This window comes from Amorphoplanes friuliensis DSM 7358, from assembly GCF_000494755.1.
GTDB classification, from domain to species: Bacteria; Actinomycetota; Actinomycetes; order Mycobacteriales; family Micromonosporaceae; genus Actinoplanes; species Actinoplanes friuliensis.
The window spans coordinates 669,259-684,185 of the sequence record NC_022657.1; the positions used below are offsets into that span (position 1 = coordinate 669,259).

Annotated in this window: 11 protein-coding genes; 3 read left to right on the forward strand and 8 right to left on the reverse strand. The window is 69.4% G+C overall.

Annotation, left to right across the window (positions count from 1 at the left end; all coding sequences use genetic code 11):
• The first annotated feature begins 72 nt into the window (after positions 1 to 72).
• The gene (locus AFR_RS03090; protein WP_041840563.1) at positions 73 to 3,231 is read left to right on the forward strand and encodes an ATP-binding protein; all 3,159 of its coding nucleotides are present in this window, start codon (positions 73 to 75) and stop codon (positions 3,229 to 3,231) included.
• Here the strand turns inward: AFR_RS03090 and AFR_RS03095 are convergent.
• The 4 genes from AFR_RS03095 to AFR_RS03110 are packed head-to-tail and all read right to left on the reverse strand — an operon-like array spanning position 3,228 to position 7,352.
• Positions 3,228 to 4,058 carry an ABC transporter permease gene (locus tag AFR_RS03095; protein ID WP_023357841.1) on the reverse strand — a complete coding sequence of 277 codons (831 nt, stop codon included), beginning with the start codon at positions 4,056 to 4,058 and terminating at the stop codon, positions 3,228 to 3,230. The genes AFR_RS03090 and AFR_RS03095 overlap by 4 nt on opposite strands.
• Entirely contained in the window at positions 4,055 to 5,044 is a 990-nt protein-coding gene (locus AFR_RS03100; protein WP_023357842.1) for a daunorubicin resistance protein DrrA family ABC transporter ATP-binding protein, read from the reverse strand. Before AFR_RS03100 ends, AFR_RS03095 begins: the two co-directional genes overlap by 4 nt.
• A 45-nt stretch (positions 5,045 to 5,089) precedes the next feature.
• Positions 5,090 to 5,920 carry an SDR family NAD(P)-dependent oxidoreductase gene (locus AFR_RS03105; RefSeq protein ID WP_023357843.1) on the reverse strand — a complete coding sequence of 277 codons (831 nt, stop codon included), beginning with the start codon at positions 5,918 to 5,920 and terminating at the stop codon, positions 5,090 to 5,092.
• A 1-nt stretch (position 5,921) separates the two neighbouring features.
• A complete protein-coding gene (locus tag AFR_RS03110; RefSeq protein ID WP_041840564.1) occupies positions 5,922 to 7,352 on the reverse strand; it encodes a flavin-containing monooxygenase in 1,431 nt (476 codons plus the stop codon).
• Between the two features lie 27 nt (positions 7,353 to 7,379).
• Between AFR_RS03110 and AFR_RS03115 the strand changes: the two genes are divergently transcribed.
• Positions 7,380 to 8,339, forward strand: coding sequence for a Dyp-type peroxidase (locus tag AFR_RS03115; RefSeq protein ID WP_052359312.1), 960 nt, complete (start codon positions 7,380 to 7,382; stop codon positions 8,337 to 8,339).
• A gap of 61 nt (positions 8,340 to 8,400) precedes the next feature.
• On the opposite strand, the gene AFR_RS03120 is transcribed toward AFR_RS03115, so the two are convergent.
• The 4 genes from AFR_RS03120 to AFR_RS03135 all read right to left on the reverse strand — a co-directional run bounded on the left by AFR_RS03120 (position 8,401) and on the right by AFR_RS03135 (position 13,113).
• A complete protein-coding gene (locus AFR_RS03120) occupies positions 8,401 to 8,934 on the reverse strand; it encodes a hypothetical protein (RefSeq protein WP_023357846.1) in 534 nt (177 codons plus the stop codon).
• A 58-nt stretch (positions 8,935 to 8,992) separates the two neighbouring features.
• The gene (locus tag AFR_RS03125) at positions 8,993 to 9,679 is read right to left on the reverse strand and encodes a DedA family protein (protein WP_023357847.1); all 687 of its coding nucleotides are present in this window, start codon (positions 9,677 to 9,679) and stop codon (positions 8,993 to 8,995) included.
• A 153-nt stretch (positions 9,680 to 9,832) separates the two neighbouring features.
• Complete coding sequence (locus AFR_RS03130; RefSeq protein WP_023357848.1) at positions 9,833 to 12,691, reverse strand: GH92 family glycosyl hydrolase; 2,859 nt, start codon at positions 12,689 to 12,691, stop codon at positions 9,833 to 9,835.
• A 68-nt stretch (positions 12,692 to 12,759) separates the two neighbouring features.
• On the reverse strand, positions 12,760 to 13,113 hold the full coding sequence (locus AFR_RS03135) for a DNA polymerase ligase N-terminal domain-containing protein (protein ID WP_023357849.1): 354 nt from the start codon (positions 13,111 to 13,113) through the stop codon (positions 12,760 to 12,762).
• A 69-nt stretch (positions 13,114 to 13,182) separates the two neighbouring features.
• On the opposite strand from AFR_RS03135, the gene AFR_RS03140 reads away from it, so the two are divergent.
• Positions 13,183 to 14,901: a sulfatase-like hydrolase/transferase gene (locus AFR_RS03140; protein ID WP_023357850.1), complete on the forward strand. Its 1,719-nt coding sequence runs from the start codon at positions 13,183 to 13,185 to the stop codon at positions 14,899 to 14,901.
• The last annotated feature ends 26 nt before the right edge of the window (positions 14,902 to 14,927 follow it).

Sequence of the window (14,927 nt, forward strand, 5' to 3'; positions counted from 1 at the left end):
GCGAACGACAACCGCAGCGGAAGAACGACGGGTGGCTCAGCTGAAATGGGGGTGGGTCATGATGGCAGCATCATGACCACTGTTACGACGCTGGGTGTGCTGGCTGTTGATGGGCGGCCGGTGCGGGGTGAGCGGCTGGCTGCGCTAGTCCGGGAGCTGGTCGGCGCGCGGGGCCGGGCGGTTTCCGCCGCAGCGTTGGTTGATGCGGTCTGGCAGGGTGAGCCGCCGGATGATTCCGCCGGTGCGTTGCAGGCTCTCGTGTCACGTGTGCGGCGGCTCGGGCTGGCGGTTGAGGCGGTTGCGGGTGGTTACCGCGTACCGGTGGATCGGGTTGATGTTGATGCTGTGACCGCTCGCGGGCTGGTTGAGCAGGCGCGGAACGCGCTGCGGAGTGGTGACGCGGCGGGGGCGCGGTCGGCGGCTGATCGGGCGCGCGCGCTTTTTCCGGAGATTCCTGAGCTTGCCGGTGCCGAGGGCACCCGGCTTTTTGCCGATGTTGCCGTGTTGCGGGCCGAGGCCGCGCTCGCCGGTGCCGGTGGGTTCGACGAGAAGGATCTGCGGCGGCTGGCCGAGCACACCCCGCCGGATGAGCCGGCCGCGGCGTTGCTGGTGCGGGTGCTCGCCGCGCAGGGTCGTGATGCCGAGGCCCTCGAGGTGTTTGAGCGTTTGCGTACGGAGCTGGCCGACCGGTACGGCGCCGATCCGTCGCCGGTGCTGGCTGAGGCGCATCTGGCGTTGCTGCGAGGTGAGCTCAAGGTGGCCCGGGCGGTTCCGGGCAAACAGGGGCTGCCGCGGGGGTGGCGGCGCTCGGCGACCGCGCTGGTTGGCCGGGAGGGTGACGTGGCGGCGGTGACCTCGGCGCTGGCCGATGCGCCGCTGGTGACGATCGTGGCGGTCGGTGGTGCGGGGAAGACGCGGCTCGCCGCCGAGGTGGCCCGGCGCACCCCGGGGCCGGTACGCGTCATCGAGCTGGCCGGTGTACGTTCCCCGGCCGGTGTGCTGCCCGCGGTTGTCGCGGCGTTCGGTGGGGCCGAGACAGCGTCGACGGCACCGGGGATGAGTCTCGAACGGCGGGTGCTGAACCCGGAGGAGCGACTCCGGGCGCTTGCCTTCGAGCTCGAAGGTCTGGTGGTCCTGGACAACTGCGAGCATGTTCTCGATGCTGCCGCGGAGGTGGTCGCCGACCTGCTGGCGGCGGCTTCGCCCGAGGTTGCGGTGCTGGCCACGAGTCGGGCACCGCTCGGCCTGGTCGGGGAGGTCGTGCACCGGTTGGTGGCGCTGCCCGATGGGGAGGCGCTCGGGTTGCTCGAGGCGCGGGCCAAGGCCGGCGGCGCGGTGCCGACCTGGGACGAGGAACGCTCTCTCGCCCTCTGTCACCGGCTCGACAACCTTCCGCTCGCGTTGGAGCTGGCTGCGGCCCGGCTGCGGTCGATGCCGATCGACGATGTCCTGGCCGGGCTCAGTGACCGGTTCGCGCTGCTGGACGACGCGTTGCGCGGGTTGCCGGAACGTCACGCGAGTCTGTGGGCGATGGTCGACTGGAGTCGGGAGCTCCTGACGTCCGCCGATCGTGAGCTGTTCCAGCGGCTCTCGGTGATCCCGGCGCCTTTCACCGCCGATCTGGCGGCCGCGGTCGCCGGTGTCCCCGACGTCCGCCGCGGGCTGGCGAACCTGGTCGAGCAGTCGCTCCTGAGCTTCGAGGGCGACGGTCCGGCGCCGAGGTACCGGATGCTCGAGACCGTCCGTGAGTACGGCGAGGCCCGGCTTGACGCCGCCGGTGGCCGGGAGCAGGCGTCGACCGGTCTGACCGGCTGGGCGCAGGCGCTGGCCGTCACCCTCGTACGCGACTACTCCGGTTTCGGGCAGCTGGACGCGTTTGCCCGCTGTGCCGCCGAGCAGGGCAATCTGCTGGCCGGTCTGCGCTGGGCCATCGTGCACGACGACGAGCCTGCCGCCGTCGACATCGCCGTGGCGCTGTTTCACCTGTGGACCGTTCGTGGCCTGCATCTGGAGGTCACGACCTGGGCTGCCTCGCTGCTGCACCCGGACGATCCCGCGGCGCGGCTTCGGTCCGCGATCACCGGCGGCCGGGGAGCCGGGCGGCCGCTGCCCGACGCCGATCGGCTCGTCTGGTTGTGCCTGCTGGTGGGGGTCAACGCGGGCATCACCGGGCCACTGCGGCTCGCCGCGATCGGGCGGCGGGTCGTCCGCCACGCGCTCGTCGAACGCGCCGGGGAGATCTCCGCCCGGCAGCGGGTGCTCGCCGCGGCGTTGCCCGCCCTGGACCGGATCCACCCCGACGGCAATCTGGTGGCGGCGGAGGAGCTGGTCGCGTTCCCCGACCCGTACGTGCGGGGTTTCGGCCTGTTCCTGCGGGCGGTCCTCCGGGAGAACGGTGGCATGCCCGCGGCCTCGATCCCGGACGCCGAGGAGGCGTACCGGAGTTTTGAGCAGGCCGGGGATCACTGGGGGATGGCGATGACCGCTCAGGTGGTCGGGCATTCCGTCAGCTCGCGCGGCGACGAGCGGGCGACGATGTGGTTGTCGCGCAGCGTGCGGCACATGGAACTGGTCGGTGCCGTGCAGGACGCGCGGTCGATCGGGGTGCTGCTCGATGTGCAGCTGGCGCTCACCGGCGATGCCGAGGCCGAGCAGCGGCTGGTCGAGCTGGCCGCTTCCGGCCCCGGCGAGGAGATCGACACCGTGCAGGCCAACCTGGGTCTCGCGCATCTGGCCTGGCGGCGTCACCGGTACGACGAGGCCCTCGCGTACGGCGACGCGGTGGACCGGGCCGCAGCACGGTTCACCGAGCAGGGGCCGGAACGCCGTCTGGTGTTCCGGGTCGCCGTCGCGGTGCTGCAGCTGTGGGTCGGCGAGGTACGCCCGGAGCTGCGCACCCAGCTGGAGGCCCGCGCGGTCGCCCAGCTGGTGATGGCCCGGGACGAGGCTCTGTCCACTCACGAGAATCCGCTGCTCGGAGCCTGGGCGCTGGGCGGCGCCGAGCTCGCGTCCATCCGCGGCGAGCGGGACACCGCCCGGGACCTGTGGACGCTGGGCATCCGCGTCGGTGCGATGGTCGGTCTGGTGTTCCCACCCGGCGAAGGCGAGCGGCTCGCCACCGCGCTGGGCTCCGAGGACAAGCGCCGCGAACTGCTCGCCGCCTGGCAGGGACGGCCGCTGGCCGCCATCAGCTCCCGCATCCGGGAGCTGATGGACGGCCTGCTGAATTAGACCTTTTTCCGGTACGCCCGCAGCGCCAGTGGCATGAAGACCACAACAAAGCCGGCGCACCAGGCGAGCGTCCACCACACGTGGGTGCCGAGGGGCTCGCCGAGGAACAGGCCGCGCATCGCGCCGACCAGGTGGGTCAGCGGGTTCACGTTGACGAAGCTCTGCATCCAGCCGGGCAGCGTGCTGGTGCCGACGAACACGTTGGACGCGAAGCTCAGCGGCATGATCAGGGCGAACATGATGCCCTGCACGGCCCCGGGCGTCCGCACCTTCATCGAGACCAGGACCGGCAGCCAGCTGAGGCAGAGCGCGAAGAGCACGGCCAGGGCGCAGCCGGCGATCGCACTGAGCGGATCGGTCGTGATCCGGAAACCCATCACGTAGCCGATCGCCAGCGTCACGACCGTGACGATCACGTACCGGACGACGTCGCCGAGGACCGCACCCACCAGTGGCGCCGAGCGGGGTACGGGCAAGGACCGGAACCGGTCGAAGATGCCCTTGGCGAGGTCGGTGTTGAGGTTGACGCCGATCGCGATGCAGCCGGTCGCGATCGTCTGCGCGAGGATGCCCGGGAGCAGGAACTGCAGGTAGTCGTGGGTGGATCCGGCGACCGCCCCACCGAAGATGTAGACGAAGATGACGAGGAACAGCACCGGCTGCAACGTCACGTCGATCAGGGCCTCGGGTGTTCGCGCGGTCTTGATCAGGCTGCGTTTGGCGAGGGCCAGGGAGTGCCGCACGAGCCGGAACGGCCGCGGGTTCGGGGTGACCTTCGTGGGCAGGATCGGGCTGCCGGTACGCGGTACGCGAGTCATCGTGGTCATGCCGCCACCTCTTCCTTGATCGTGGTGGAGGTCGTGTCGTCGTCGGACGCCGTACGCCCGGTGAGGGAGAAGAAGACCTCGTCGAGGCTGGGCAGGTGCAGGGCGAGTTCGGTGACGGCGACACCCGCCGCGGCGAGCCGGCCGACCGCCTCGGTCATCGCCCGGTCGTCGGTGACCGGTACGGCGAGCATGCCCTTGCGGATCTCGTCGGCCGCGGCGCCGGAGGACACCTCGGAGAGGATCGAGGCGGTCAGTGCGAGCTGCGCCGGGTCGGACGGGCGGACCTCCAGGGTCTGACCGCCGACGATGCGCTTGAGGCCCTCGGGAGTGTCGTGGGCGATGACCCGGCCGTGGTCGATGACCGTGATCGCGTCGGCGAGTGCGTCCGCCTCCTCGAGATATTGCGTGGTCAGCAGCACGGTCGAGCCACCGGCGACGAGGGTGCGGACGACGTCCCACATGTCCTCGCGCTTGGCCGGGTCGAGACCGGTCGTCGGCTCGTCCAGGAAGATCACGTCGGGGGAGCCGACGAGGCTCGCGGCCAGGTCGAGGCGTCGCCGCATGCCCCCGGAGTAGGTCTTGGCCGGTCGCCCCGCCGCGTCGGTCAGGTCGAACCACTCCAGCAACTCCGCGGCCCGCTGCCGGGCACCGGCCCGGCCCAGGTCGAGCAGCGTGCCGAAGAGCACCAGATTTTCCCGGCCGGTCAGGTCCTCGTCGACCGAGGCGTACTGGCCGGTCAGGCCGATCACCCCGCGGACCTTCTCGGCGTCGCGGACGACGTCAAAACCGCTGATGCGGGCGCTGCCGGCGTCCGGGGTCAGGAGTGTGGAGAGGATGCGGACGGCGGTGGTCTTGCCCGCGCCGTTGGGGCCGAGAACGCCGAGCACGGTCCCCCGGGGCACGGCGAGATCGACGCCCTGGAGGGCTTTGGTCGACCCGAAGTGCTTGACGAGGCCCTCGGCCTCGATCACCAGATCAGCTGTCATGCCCTCAGCGTGCGCCGGCCCGCTGACACGCCGCCTACATGCCGCCTACATGTTTCTCTTGGCGAGCTGACGCTGGATGACGTTCCAATAGCGGGCGGGGGCGACACGCACCAGCACGTCGGCCAGCTTCGCCGCACGGGTGATCACCAGCCGGGGCTTGCGGGACTGCACCGCCGCGATGATCTGCCGGGCGGCCTCCTCGGGTGGCATCGTCAGCGCCTTCCGCGTGAACTCCGCGGCCTGCGCGGCCTGGGTGCCGTCCTCGTCAGCGCCTGTCAGCCGGGCACTGGTGGCGATGTTGGTCCTGATGCCACCCGGGTGCACCACCGTCACGCCGACCTTGCCCGCCAGCTCGTGGCGCAGCGCCTCGGAGAAGCCGCGGACGCCGTACTTGCTGGTCACGTACGCGACCTGGGTGGGCGGGGCGATGAGGCCGAAGAGGCTGGAGATGTTGACGACGTGCGCGCCCGGACGGCTCAGCAGCTGCGGCAGGAACGCCTTGGTCATCCGGATCACGGCGTGCAGGTTGACCTCGAGCAGCCAGTCGAAGTCCTTCAGGCTGACCTGCTCGAACGTGCCGCTCAGGGCCACACCGGCGTTGTTGACCAGCAGGTCGGCGCCGCCGTGCCGGGCGGCGACCTCGGCCGCCAGGTCCAGCCGGTCACCGCCGTCGGAGAGGTCGACGACGTGCGTGCTGACCTCCTTGGCGCCGATCTCCCGGGCCAGCTCGGCGACGCGGGCGAGGCCCTCGGCGTCACGATCGATCAGCACGAGCACCGCCCGGCGCTTGGCCAGGTCGAGTGTCAGTGCTGCTCCGATGCCACTGGCCGCGCCCGTGATGACACACGTGCGTCCGGCAAATGCGAAACGATCCACGTCAGGCCCCCGTCTTGATCCGCGCGAACATCATGTCACCGTCGTCGATGCGGCTCAGTCGCATGCGCGGCAGATCGAGCAGATAGTTGTTGATCATTCGCCAGGTGCGGCGGTCACTCTGACGCGGGAGCACGCTCGCGGCCCGCTGGACATAACCGGAGGAGAGCGCCATGAGCGGCTCGCCGGTGTCGTGCGCGTCCGCCGGCAGTGTGGGTGTGGCGATGTCGATGCGGTGCCGGGCCAGATAGTTGAGCAGGCGGCACACGTACCGGGAGGTCAGGTCGGCGCGCAGGGTCCAGGAGGCATTCGTGTACCCCACGCACCAGGCGAAGTTGGGCACACCGTCGAACATCATGCCCTTGTACACGTGCAGATCCGCTGAGTTGATCTCCCGTCCGTCGACGGTCAGCGCGATCTCGCCGAACGCCACCATCGTCAGGCCGGTCGCCGTGACGATCACGTCGGCGTCGAGGTGCTCACCGCCGGTCAGCCGGATGCCGTCCGGTGTGAACGACTCGATCGTGCCGGTCGACACCGAGGCCTGCCCCGCCCGCATCGCCGCGAACAGATCGCCGTCGGGCACGACGCACAACCGCTGATCCCAGGGGGCGTACCGCGGGGAGAAGTGCGGGTCCACGTCCACACCCGGAGGCAGTTGTTCGGCCACGCCCTTCTTGAGGGCCCGGGCCACGCGGTCCGGCCAGCGCTGGGCGGCCTGGTAGAGCGCCCACGTCAGCAGGACGTTCCGGGCCCGGACCACGTGCGGTCCGACCCGTCGCGCGGCGCCCTCGCGGGTCGGCAGAGCCAGCAGATAACTGGGGGAGCGCTGCAGCATCGTCACGTGAGCCGCCCGGTCGGCCATCGCGGGGACGAGCGTCACCGCCGTCGCGCCGCTGCCGATGATCACCACGCGTTTGCCGGTCCAGTCCAGGTCCTCCGGCCAGTGCTGCGGGTGCACGATCGGGCCGGTGAAACTCTCCCGCCCCGGGAAGTCGGCCTCGTAGCCACTGTCGTAGCGGTAGTAACCGGTGCAGACGTACAGGAAGGAACAGGTCCACTCCTCGCCGGTGGCCGTGCGTACCGTCCAGCGGGCCTCCGGGGTCGACCAGGCCGCGCTGACCACCCGCCGGCCGTAGCGGATGTGCTTGTCGATGCCGTTCTCGGCGGCGGTGTCGCGCAGATAATCGAGGATCGTCCGGCCCGCCGCGATCGACTTCGGCTCCCGCCAGGGCCGGAACGGATATCCGAGCGTGAACATGTCGGAGTCGGACCGCACGCCGGGATAGCGGAACAGGTCCCACGTCCCGCCGCTCGTCTCCCGTGCCTCGAGGATGGCGTAGCTGCGGCCCGGAGATTCGGTCTGCAGCCGGTACGCCGCGCCGATTCCGGACAACCCCGCGCCTATGACGAGTACCTCTACGTGCTCGCTCATAGCTTGATTATCACTAAGCTGCGCCGTGTGACAGCACCTCGGTCGGTGGGACCCACCGTCAATCAGCAGGCCGTGCTCAGCCCGCTCACCGACGCCGCGATCTTTCTGGTGGCGACGGTTCGTGAGGGCGGTGAGCAGGCGGTCCGCGACCTGCTCGAGGATCTCGGCGCCCTGCAGCGGTCGGTCGGCTTCCGGGTGCCCGCGGCCCAGCTGTCCTGCGTGACCGGCATCGGCTCGGACCTGTGGGACCGGCTCTTCGACGGCCCGCGGCCCGCGCAGCTGCACCGCTTCCGCCAGTGGAAAGGTCCGAAGCACACGGCGCCGTCCACCCCCGGTGACCTGCTGTTCCACCTGCGGGCGAGCCAGGTCGACGTCTGCTTCGAGCTGGCCACCAAGATCGGCGAACGGCTCCGGGGCGCTGCCGACATCATCGACGAGACGCACGGTTTCAAGTACTTCGACGAGCGCGATCTGCTCGGCTTTGTCGACGGCACGGAGAACCCCGTCGGTGCGGCGGCCTCGGCGGCGGTGCTGGTCGGCGACGAGGACCCGGATTTTGCCGGCGGCAGCTACGTCATGGTGCAGAAGTACGTGCACGACATGACCGCCTGGAACACCATGACCGTCGAGCAGCAGGAGGCGGTGATCGGCCGGACCAAGCTCGACAACATCGAGATCGCCGACAAACCCGCCGACTCGCACGTCGCCCTGAACACGGTCGAGGACCACGAGGGCAACGAGCTCAAGATCCTGCGGGACAACATGCCGTTCGGCTCGATCGCGGCCGGCGAGTTCGGGACCTACTACATCGCGTACGCCGCGACGCCCGACGTGCCGGAGCTGATGCTGCGGCGGATGTTCCTCGGTGACCCGTACGGCAGCTACGACCGCATCCTCGACTTCTCGACGGCCCGGACGGGATCGCTGTTCTTCGTGCCGACGGGTGACTTCCTCGACGACCTGCCACCGGCCACGTCCGCCACCTGACCACGGCTGCGGGGCTCCCCGTACGGAGAGCCCCACGGTGGTGCACGTACGGGTAAAGGGTCTAGCGGGTTGCTCGTGCGGCGGTGCGCCGGGCCGTTGTCGTGGCCGCGCTGGGCTTCTCAGGCGCGGGATCGGCGGCAGGCCGGCGCGGGGGACGGGCCCCGCTCGCCTTCGCGGCCGTGACCTTGGCAGCGACCTCGCGGGCACTGCCGTCCGGCGCACTGTCCGCTGGGACCGGGGCCGGGCCGGCCGAAGCGGCCTTTTCGCGGCGGATCAGCTCGGCCAGCACTTCCTTGTCGTATTTCGCCTCGGCGGCCTTGGCCTTGCCTCGCGCCTTGTCCGCCTGCGCGACGGCCTTCTTGCGTTGCCGGGTCAGCTGACTCTGCCGTTTGGCCGCGGCCGCGAGCGATCGCTTGAGCCGCTCGGCCTCGTCGCGGGCGTGGCGCAGTGCCTGTTTCTGCTGCTGGGTCAGTCCGGCGATCGTGTCGAGCTGGTGGTCGATGTCGGTCACCGCCGCCTGTGCCTTGTCGGCTGCGGCGCCCGCGCTGCTCGCCTTGTCGCGGCGGCGGTCCAGGGACTGGGCGGGTGAAGTCACAACTATCACTCCCATCGGGTCTTACCGAAGACCTACCCGGTGGGCCGGGCCGCAACCCTCAGGCCTGGACGTCTTCCGGCTCACAGGCGGCGGCCTCGGCGGCTTCGGCGGCCTGCCGGGCGCGGCGTTTGCGGATGTGGCGCAGATGCAGCCAGATGTAGGTGCCGACGGCGATGACGATCGCGCCGATCGCCCAGAACTTGTATTCCTCGGCGCGTTCGATGATCTCGACGAGGTGCGTGCCGAGGAGGTACGCGATGGTGGTCCACCAGCCGACCCAGAGCGCGGCGCCGATCGCGTTGTAGAGCAGGAAGGTGCGCCAGGGCATCGCGGTGATGCCGGCGATCACGCCGTTGAGCTGGCGGAGGCCGTCGATGAAGCGGGCCACGACCACGATGCGGTTGCCGCGCCGGGCGAAGAACTTCTCCGCGCGTTCGAGGCGGGCCGGGGTGATGAAGATGTACTTGCCGAAGCGGTGCACGGCCCGGCGGCCACCGCGCACGCCGATCCAGTAGCCGACGTTGTCGCCGAGCACGGCCGCGACGAAGGAGATCGCGGCGACGGCGAAGATGTCCAGCCGGCCCCAGCTGGAGTAGATGGCCGCAGCGACCATGATCGTCTGACCCGGTGCCGGCACGCCGAAACTTTCGACCCCGATGACGCCTGCTACGGCGAGGTACCCCCACCGGTCGAGAATCGGGGCGACGCTGTGCAGAAAACTGGGCAGATCATCCGGGGGCGGCATGGGCTGGACAGTCTCCCGTCGTCGTGTCGGGACTTGCAGCCCCGACCTCCCACGGTATCCACCCGCCGGAGACACAAACGTGGGGGTGCCCTGACGATCCCTCGCCAGGGCACCCGCTGTCACGCTTCCGCGGAGATTACAACCGCGCCGCAACTAGTTCTGCGGAGGCACGTCCCCGGGACCACTTCCCCAGGTCAGGCTGGGTGTGGTGGACAGGGTGTAGCTCAGCTTCCCGCCCGTGCTGACCACACTCGCGGGCAACCAGCCCTTCGTGGTCGTTTTCCCGTTCACCGTCAGTTTCTCCACGTAGATCGCCTTGGCGTCGGAGCGGGGTGCCTCGATCGTGAGGTCCTTGCCGTTCGCCAGGTGGACGACCGCCCGCGGGAAGAGAGGCGTGGTCAGCGCCAGCTCGGCCCGGGTCGGCACGGTCGGGTAGAGACCCAGGGCGGAGAAGACGTACCAGGCGCTCATCGTGCCGGCGTCGTCGTTGCCCGGGATGCCGCCGGTGCCGTTGCTCCACTTGCCGTCGACGATCGCGCGCACCGTCTCCTGCGTCTTGTACGCCGCCCCGAAGTAGTTGTAGAGGTACGGCGTCTGGATGTCGGGCTCGTTGGTCGCGTCGAACTTCGTGCCCTTGGTGGCGCTCAGGTCGAACGTGCCGTCGGGGTTGCGGAAGAACGCGTCGAGGCGCTCGATCGCGACCTTGTTGCCGCCCATCGCCGCGGCCAGGCCGACCACGTCGGAGTAGACCATCCAGGTGTACTGCGCGCTGCTGCCCTCGACGAAGCCGGACCCGGTCGACGGGCTGAAGCCCTCGGCCCAGTCACCGTCGGCGTAGCGGTCGCGCATCCAGCCGACAAACGCACCGTCGGCCGGGATCGGGGTGGGGACGGCCGGGTCGGCCAACTCCACCTCGGCGAGCTGCACGATCGGGGCGCCGCCGTTCGCGGTGATGGTCAGCCGGTAGTAGCTGTACGGCTGCGGGTTCGCAACCGTGTACTCCTTGGTCTGACCGCGCTTCTCGAACGCTTGACCGGTCTGCGTGTCGAGCGTGGTCCACGTGGTGCCGTCGGTCGAGCCCTGCAGCTGCCAGTCCCGGGGATCACGTTCCGGTACGTCGTTGGCCGAGGTCAGGGCGTACTTCTCGACGGTCAGCGGCGCCGCCAGCTTGGCCTGGACCCAGCCGGTCGTGGCGAAGGTGAGCCACTTGGTGCCCTTGTCGCCGTCGAAAACCTGCGTCTTGCCCTCGCCGGGCGGGTTCTCCGCGCTGGCGGTGATCTCGGTGATCCGTTCGCGGATGTTGTGCTCGAGACCCGCGTCGGCCTTGGCGTCCTTGTCGTAGACGTTGCGCCAGTTGTGCGAGCGGTCCAGGAAGTCGGCGTGCTTCTCCTTCTCACCGAGTGCCTTGGCCAGCTCGGCGATGCCGTAGTCGGCCGCCGCGTCCTCCAGGGTCTCCGCCGCGCCACCCCAGCAGTGACAGTTGTCGGCGGGCACGTAACCCAGCTCCAGGTACTTGTCGAGCGACGGGCGCTGGCCCACACACTCGACGTTGCAGCCGGCGTCGCTGGAGTCGTTCGCCGTCGGCACGGTCGCCGCGTGCACCAGGGAGTCGAAGGCGCCCTGCACGTCGAAATCGCGGGCGCCGAACGCGTACATGCCGGCGACCGCCGCGGCGGCCGGGTCGCCCGACATCACCGCGGTCTTGCCGTGCTGAAGCAGCCAGCGGTCCCACTCGCCGTCACGCTGGTTCGCATAGTTGAACAGCGACTGGGCGTAGTCACTGGCCATCTTCGGGTCGAGCAGCGCGAGCAGCTGAACCTGGGCCCGATAGACGTCCCAGCCGGAAAATGTCCCGTACTGAGCCTTTTGTCCTGTGGATAACGTGTGGACGGCGTCGTCAGCGCCGTAATACCGGCCGTCGACGTCGCTGGTCAGAGTCGGTTCCAGCATGGCGTGGTAGAGCGCCGTGTAGAACGTCGTCTTCTGATCCTCGGTGCCGCCACCGATGCCGATCTTCTTGAGCCGGGCCGACCAGGCGCTGCGCGCACCCGCCTGGATCGCCGCGAAGCTCAGCCGCTCCGGCGACTCCTGCGCCAGGTTGGCCTTCGCGCCGTCCAGGCTCACGTACGAGATCGCAACGCGCATCCCCACGCTGGTCGTGCCCGGGGCGAACGACACGTAGCCGCCCGAGCCCTTCCCGGCGTTCGGGCGCCCGGTGCTGCTGTAACCGCTGCCGCCCTGGGCGTCGGTGCTGCCCGGCGCCAGGGTGGCGTCCTTCCAGGTGCCCGTCGCACTGAACGGCTGGTCGAGCTTCGCCACGAAGTGCAGCGTGTAATAGGCCTTCGAGTTGTTCGTGCTCTGCGGCCCGCAGAAGTTGCCCGCGCTCACCGACCCGGTCACCGTCTGCGTCGCCGGATCGATGTGTACGGTCGCAGCCTCGCTCCCGGTCTCCGACATCGACGTGCGGAACAGCAGCCCGGCGGGCTTGTCGGCGGGGAACGAGAACTTCCCGAAGCCCGTACGCGGCGTGACGGTCAACTCGGCGCCGGCGCCACTGTCCAGGCCGACCTTGTACCAGCCGGGCTTGGCGGCCTCGTTGGCGTGCGAGAACGTGCTGGCGAAGACGGCGTCGGTGGCGTCCGCGGTCGGCGAGGTCGTGATGTCACCGACGTGCGGCATGATCGGGATGTCGCCGTTCGCGCCCGAGCAGCCGACACCGCTGAGGTGCGTCAGGCTCAGCCCGCGGATCCGGGTCGCGGTGTACTGGTAACCGCCCGGTGCGGGCGTCGAGATCTGGGTGCCGCGCGAGGTCTGCGGGCTCCAGGCGAGCATCCCGAACGGTGTCACCGCGCCGGGGTAGGTGTTGCCGAGGTTCGTCGAGCCGATGAACGGGTTCACGTACGTCGCGGGCTCCGCGACCAGTGGTGGCGGCGCTGCCGCCTGGGCTCCCGCGCCTATCGGCACGGCCAGGGCCACTCCCGCGAGCGCGGCGACGGTACGGAATCCGATCATGCGTCCCCCCAGATGACATCGATGTCATGCCATGTCAAGGTCAGCCTGTATCGACCGGGTCCGATGTGTCAACCCGTCGGCTGCTCCTTGGTCAGGTGCAGCAGCCAGTTTTTCCCACCCGTGTGGATCAAGGCGTACCGGTGGGACTCCTCGCGGCCGTGCAGGGTGAAGACGAACCGCTTGGTGTTGCGGTCGTTCTCCTCCCACCAGCCGATGTCCGCGATGAACTTGTGCTCGTCGGTGTAGGTCAGGTGGTCGAGCGCGTGATCGGGCACGGCCACGGCCAGGCGGTTCTTCGCGGGATCGGTCGGCAGGCCGCGGGGCAACGCCCACGACCGCAGCACACCGTCCTCCTCCAGCCGCAGGTCGAAGTGCGGTGCGGGCTTGCGGTGGTCGTGCAGGACAAATGCGGGCTGGTCCACGGCCTGATTGAACTACAGGCCGCCGAGATCCGTTCCCCTGGTGGGAATGTCGAGGAGGAGGGCCACGTCTTGCCTGGTTCGGTACGCGAAGCACTGGCCGCGCGGTTCCGTCGTACCGAGAAGACGGAGGAACCCTCCCGTTTCCGGCGTATCGCCGGGCACGCGCTGACGGTTGCGGCCTTTGTGCTGATCTTCGCGGCGCTGATCATGCCCAACGTGATCAGCCGGCTGGAGCGTCCGGGCACCTACGTGCGCCTGCCCGTCGAGGGCTTCATCGCCGTCGGCCTCATCCTGCTGCTGCGCGGGCGGTGGCAGCGGATCATGGCGGGCGCCCTCGGTGCCGGCCTCGGCCTGCTCACCCTACTGAAGTTCACCGACATGGGCTTCTACGAGACCCTGAACCGGCCGTTCGACCTGGTGCTCGACTGGGAGCTGTTCGACGACGCCCAGTCGTTCCTCAAGGACTCGGTCGGTGAGGCCGGTGCGATCGGCGCGTTGATCGGGGTCGTCATCCTGATCATCGCCATCCTCGCCCTGATGAGCCTGGCCGCCATGCGGGTCGCCAAGGTCGCGGCCGGTCACCGCCGGGCCGCCGCCGGTACGGCCATCACCGGCACCGCCGTCTGGGTGGTCCTGCTGCTGCTGGGTGTGCAGATCTTCAACAACATCCCGGTGGCCGCCCGCAGCTCGGCGATCTACGTCTACGACCGCGCCGGTGCCGTCAAGGCGGGCCTGCGCGACGAGAAGGACTTCACCAAGGAAGCGGCCAACGACGCGTTCGACGCGACCCCGGGCGACCAGCTGCTCACCTCGCTGCGCGGCAAGGACGTCTTCTTCACCTTCGTCGAGAGTTACGGCCGCTCAGCGATCGAGGACCCGAAGCTGTCACCCGGCACCGTCGAAGTTCTCGACGAGAGCGCCGAAAGCCTCAAAAAGGCCGGGTACGCGGCCCAGAGCGGCTGGCTCACCTCGTCCACGTACGGCGGTGGCAGCTGGCTGGCCCACTCGACGTTCCTGTCCGGTGTGTGGATCAACAACCAGCAGCGGTACCGCAACCTCATGGCCAGCGACCGGCTCACGATGACGATGGCGTTCAAGAAGGCCGGCTTCGACACCATGAGTGTCATGCCGGGTGCCACCCGCGCCTTCCCCGAAGGCAGCTTCTACGGGTACAACCGGGTCTACGACTCCCGCAACACCGGTTACGTCGGTCCGAAGTTCGGCTGGGCGCCGCAACCGGACCAGTACACGCTGTCCTGGTTCGAGAAGAACGTGCACGGCCCGGACCACGCGCCGATGATGGTCGAGATGCCGCTGGTCTCGAGCCACACGCCGTGGGCGCCGATCCCGCAGTTCATCGACTGGGACGACGTCGGCGACGGCTCGGTCTACAAGCAGATCCAGAAGGACGGCAAGAGGCCGAAGTCCATCTGGAAGGACCCCGCGAAGGTCCAGCGCGAATACTCCCGGTCGATCCAGTACACGCTGACGACCATCACCAGCTGGCTGGAGAACTACGGCGACGAGAACACCGTGATGGTGTTCCTCGGCGACCACCAGGCCGCGAAGATCGTGACCGGCGAGGGCGCGAGCCGCGACGTCCCCATCACGATCGTCGCCAAGGACAAGAAGGTCCTCGACAAGATCTCCGGCTGGGGCTGGACCGACGGCCTCAAACCCGCCCCGGCCGCCCCCGTCTGGAAGATGAACGAGTTCCGGGACAAGTTCCTCACCGCCTACGGCCCGTCCGGCGACGTCAACCGCGCCCTCTCGCCCCCGAAACGCTAGACCTTTGTTTTGAGGTCGTGATTGGA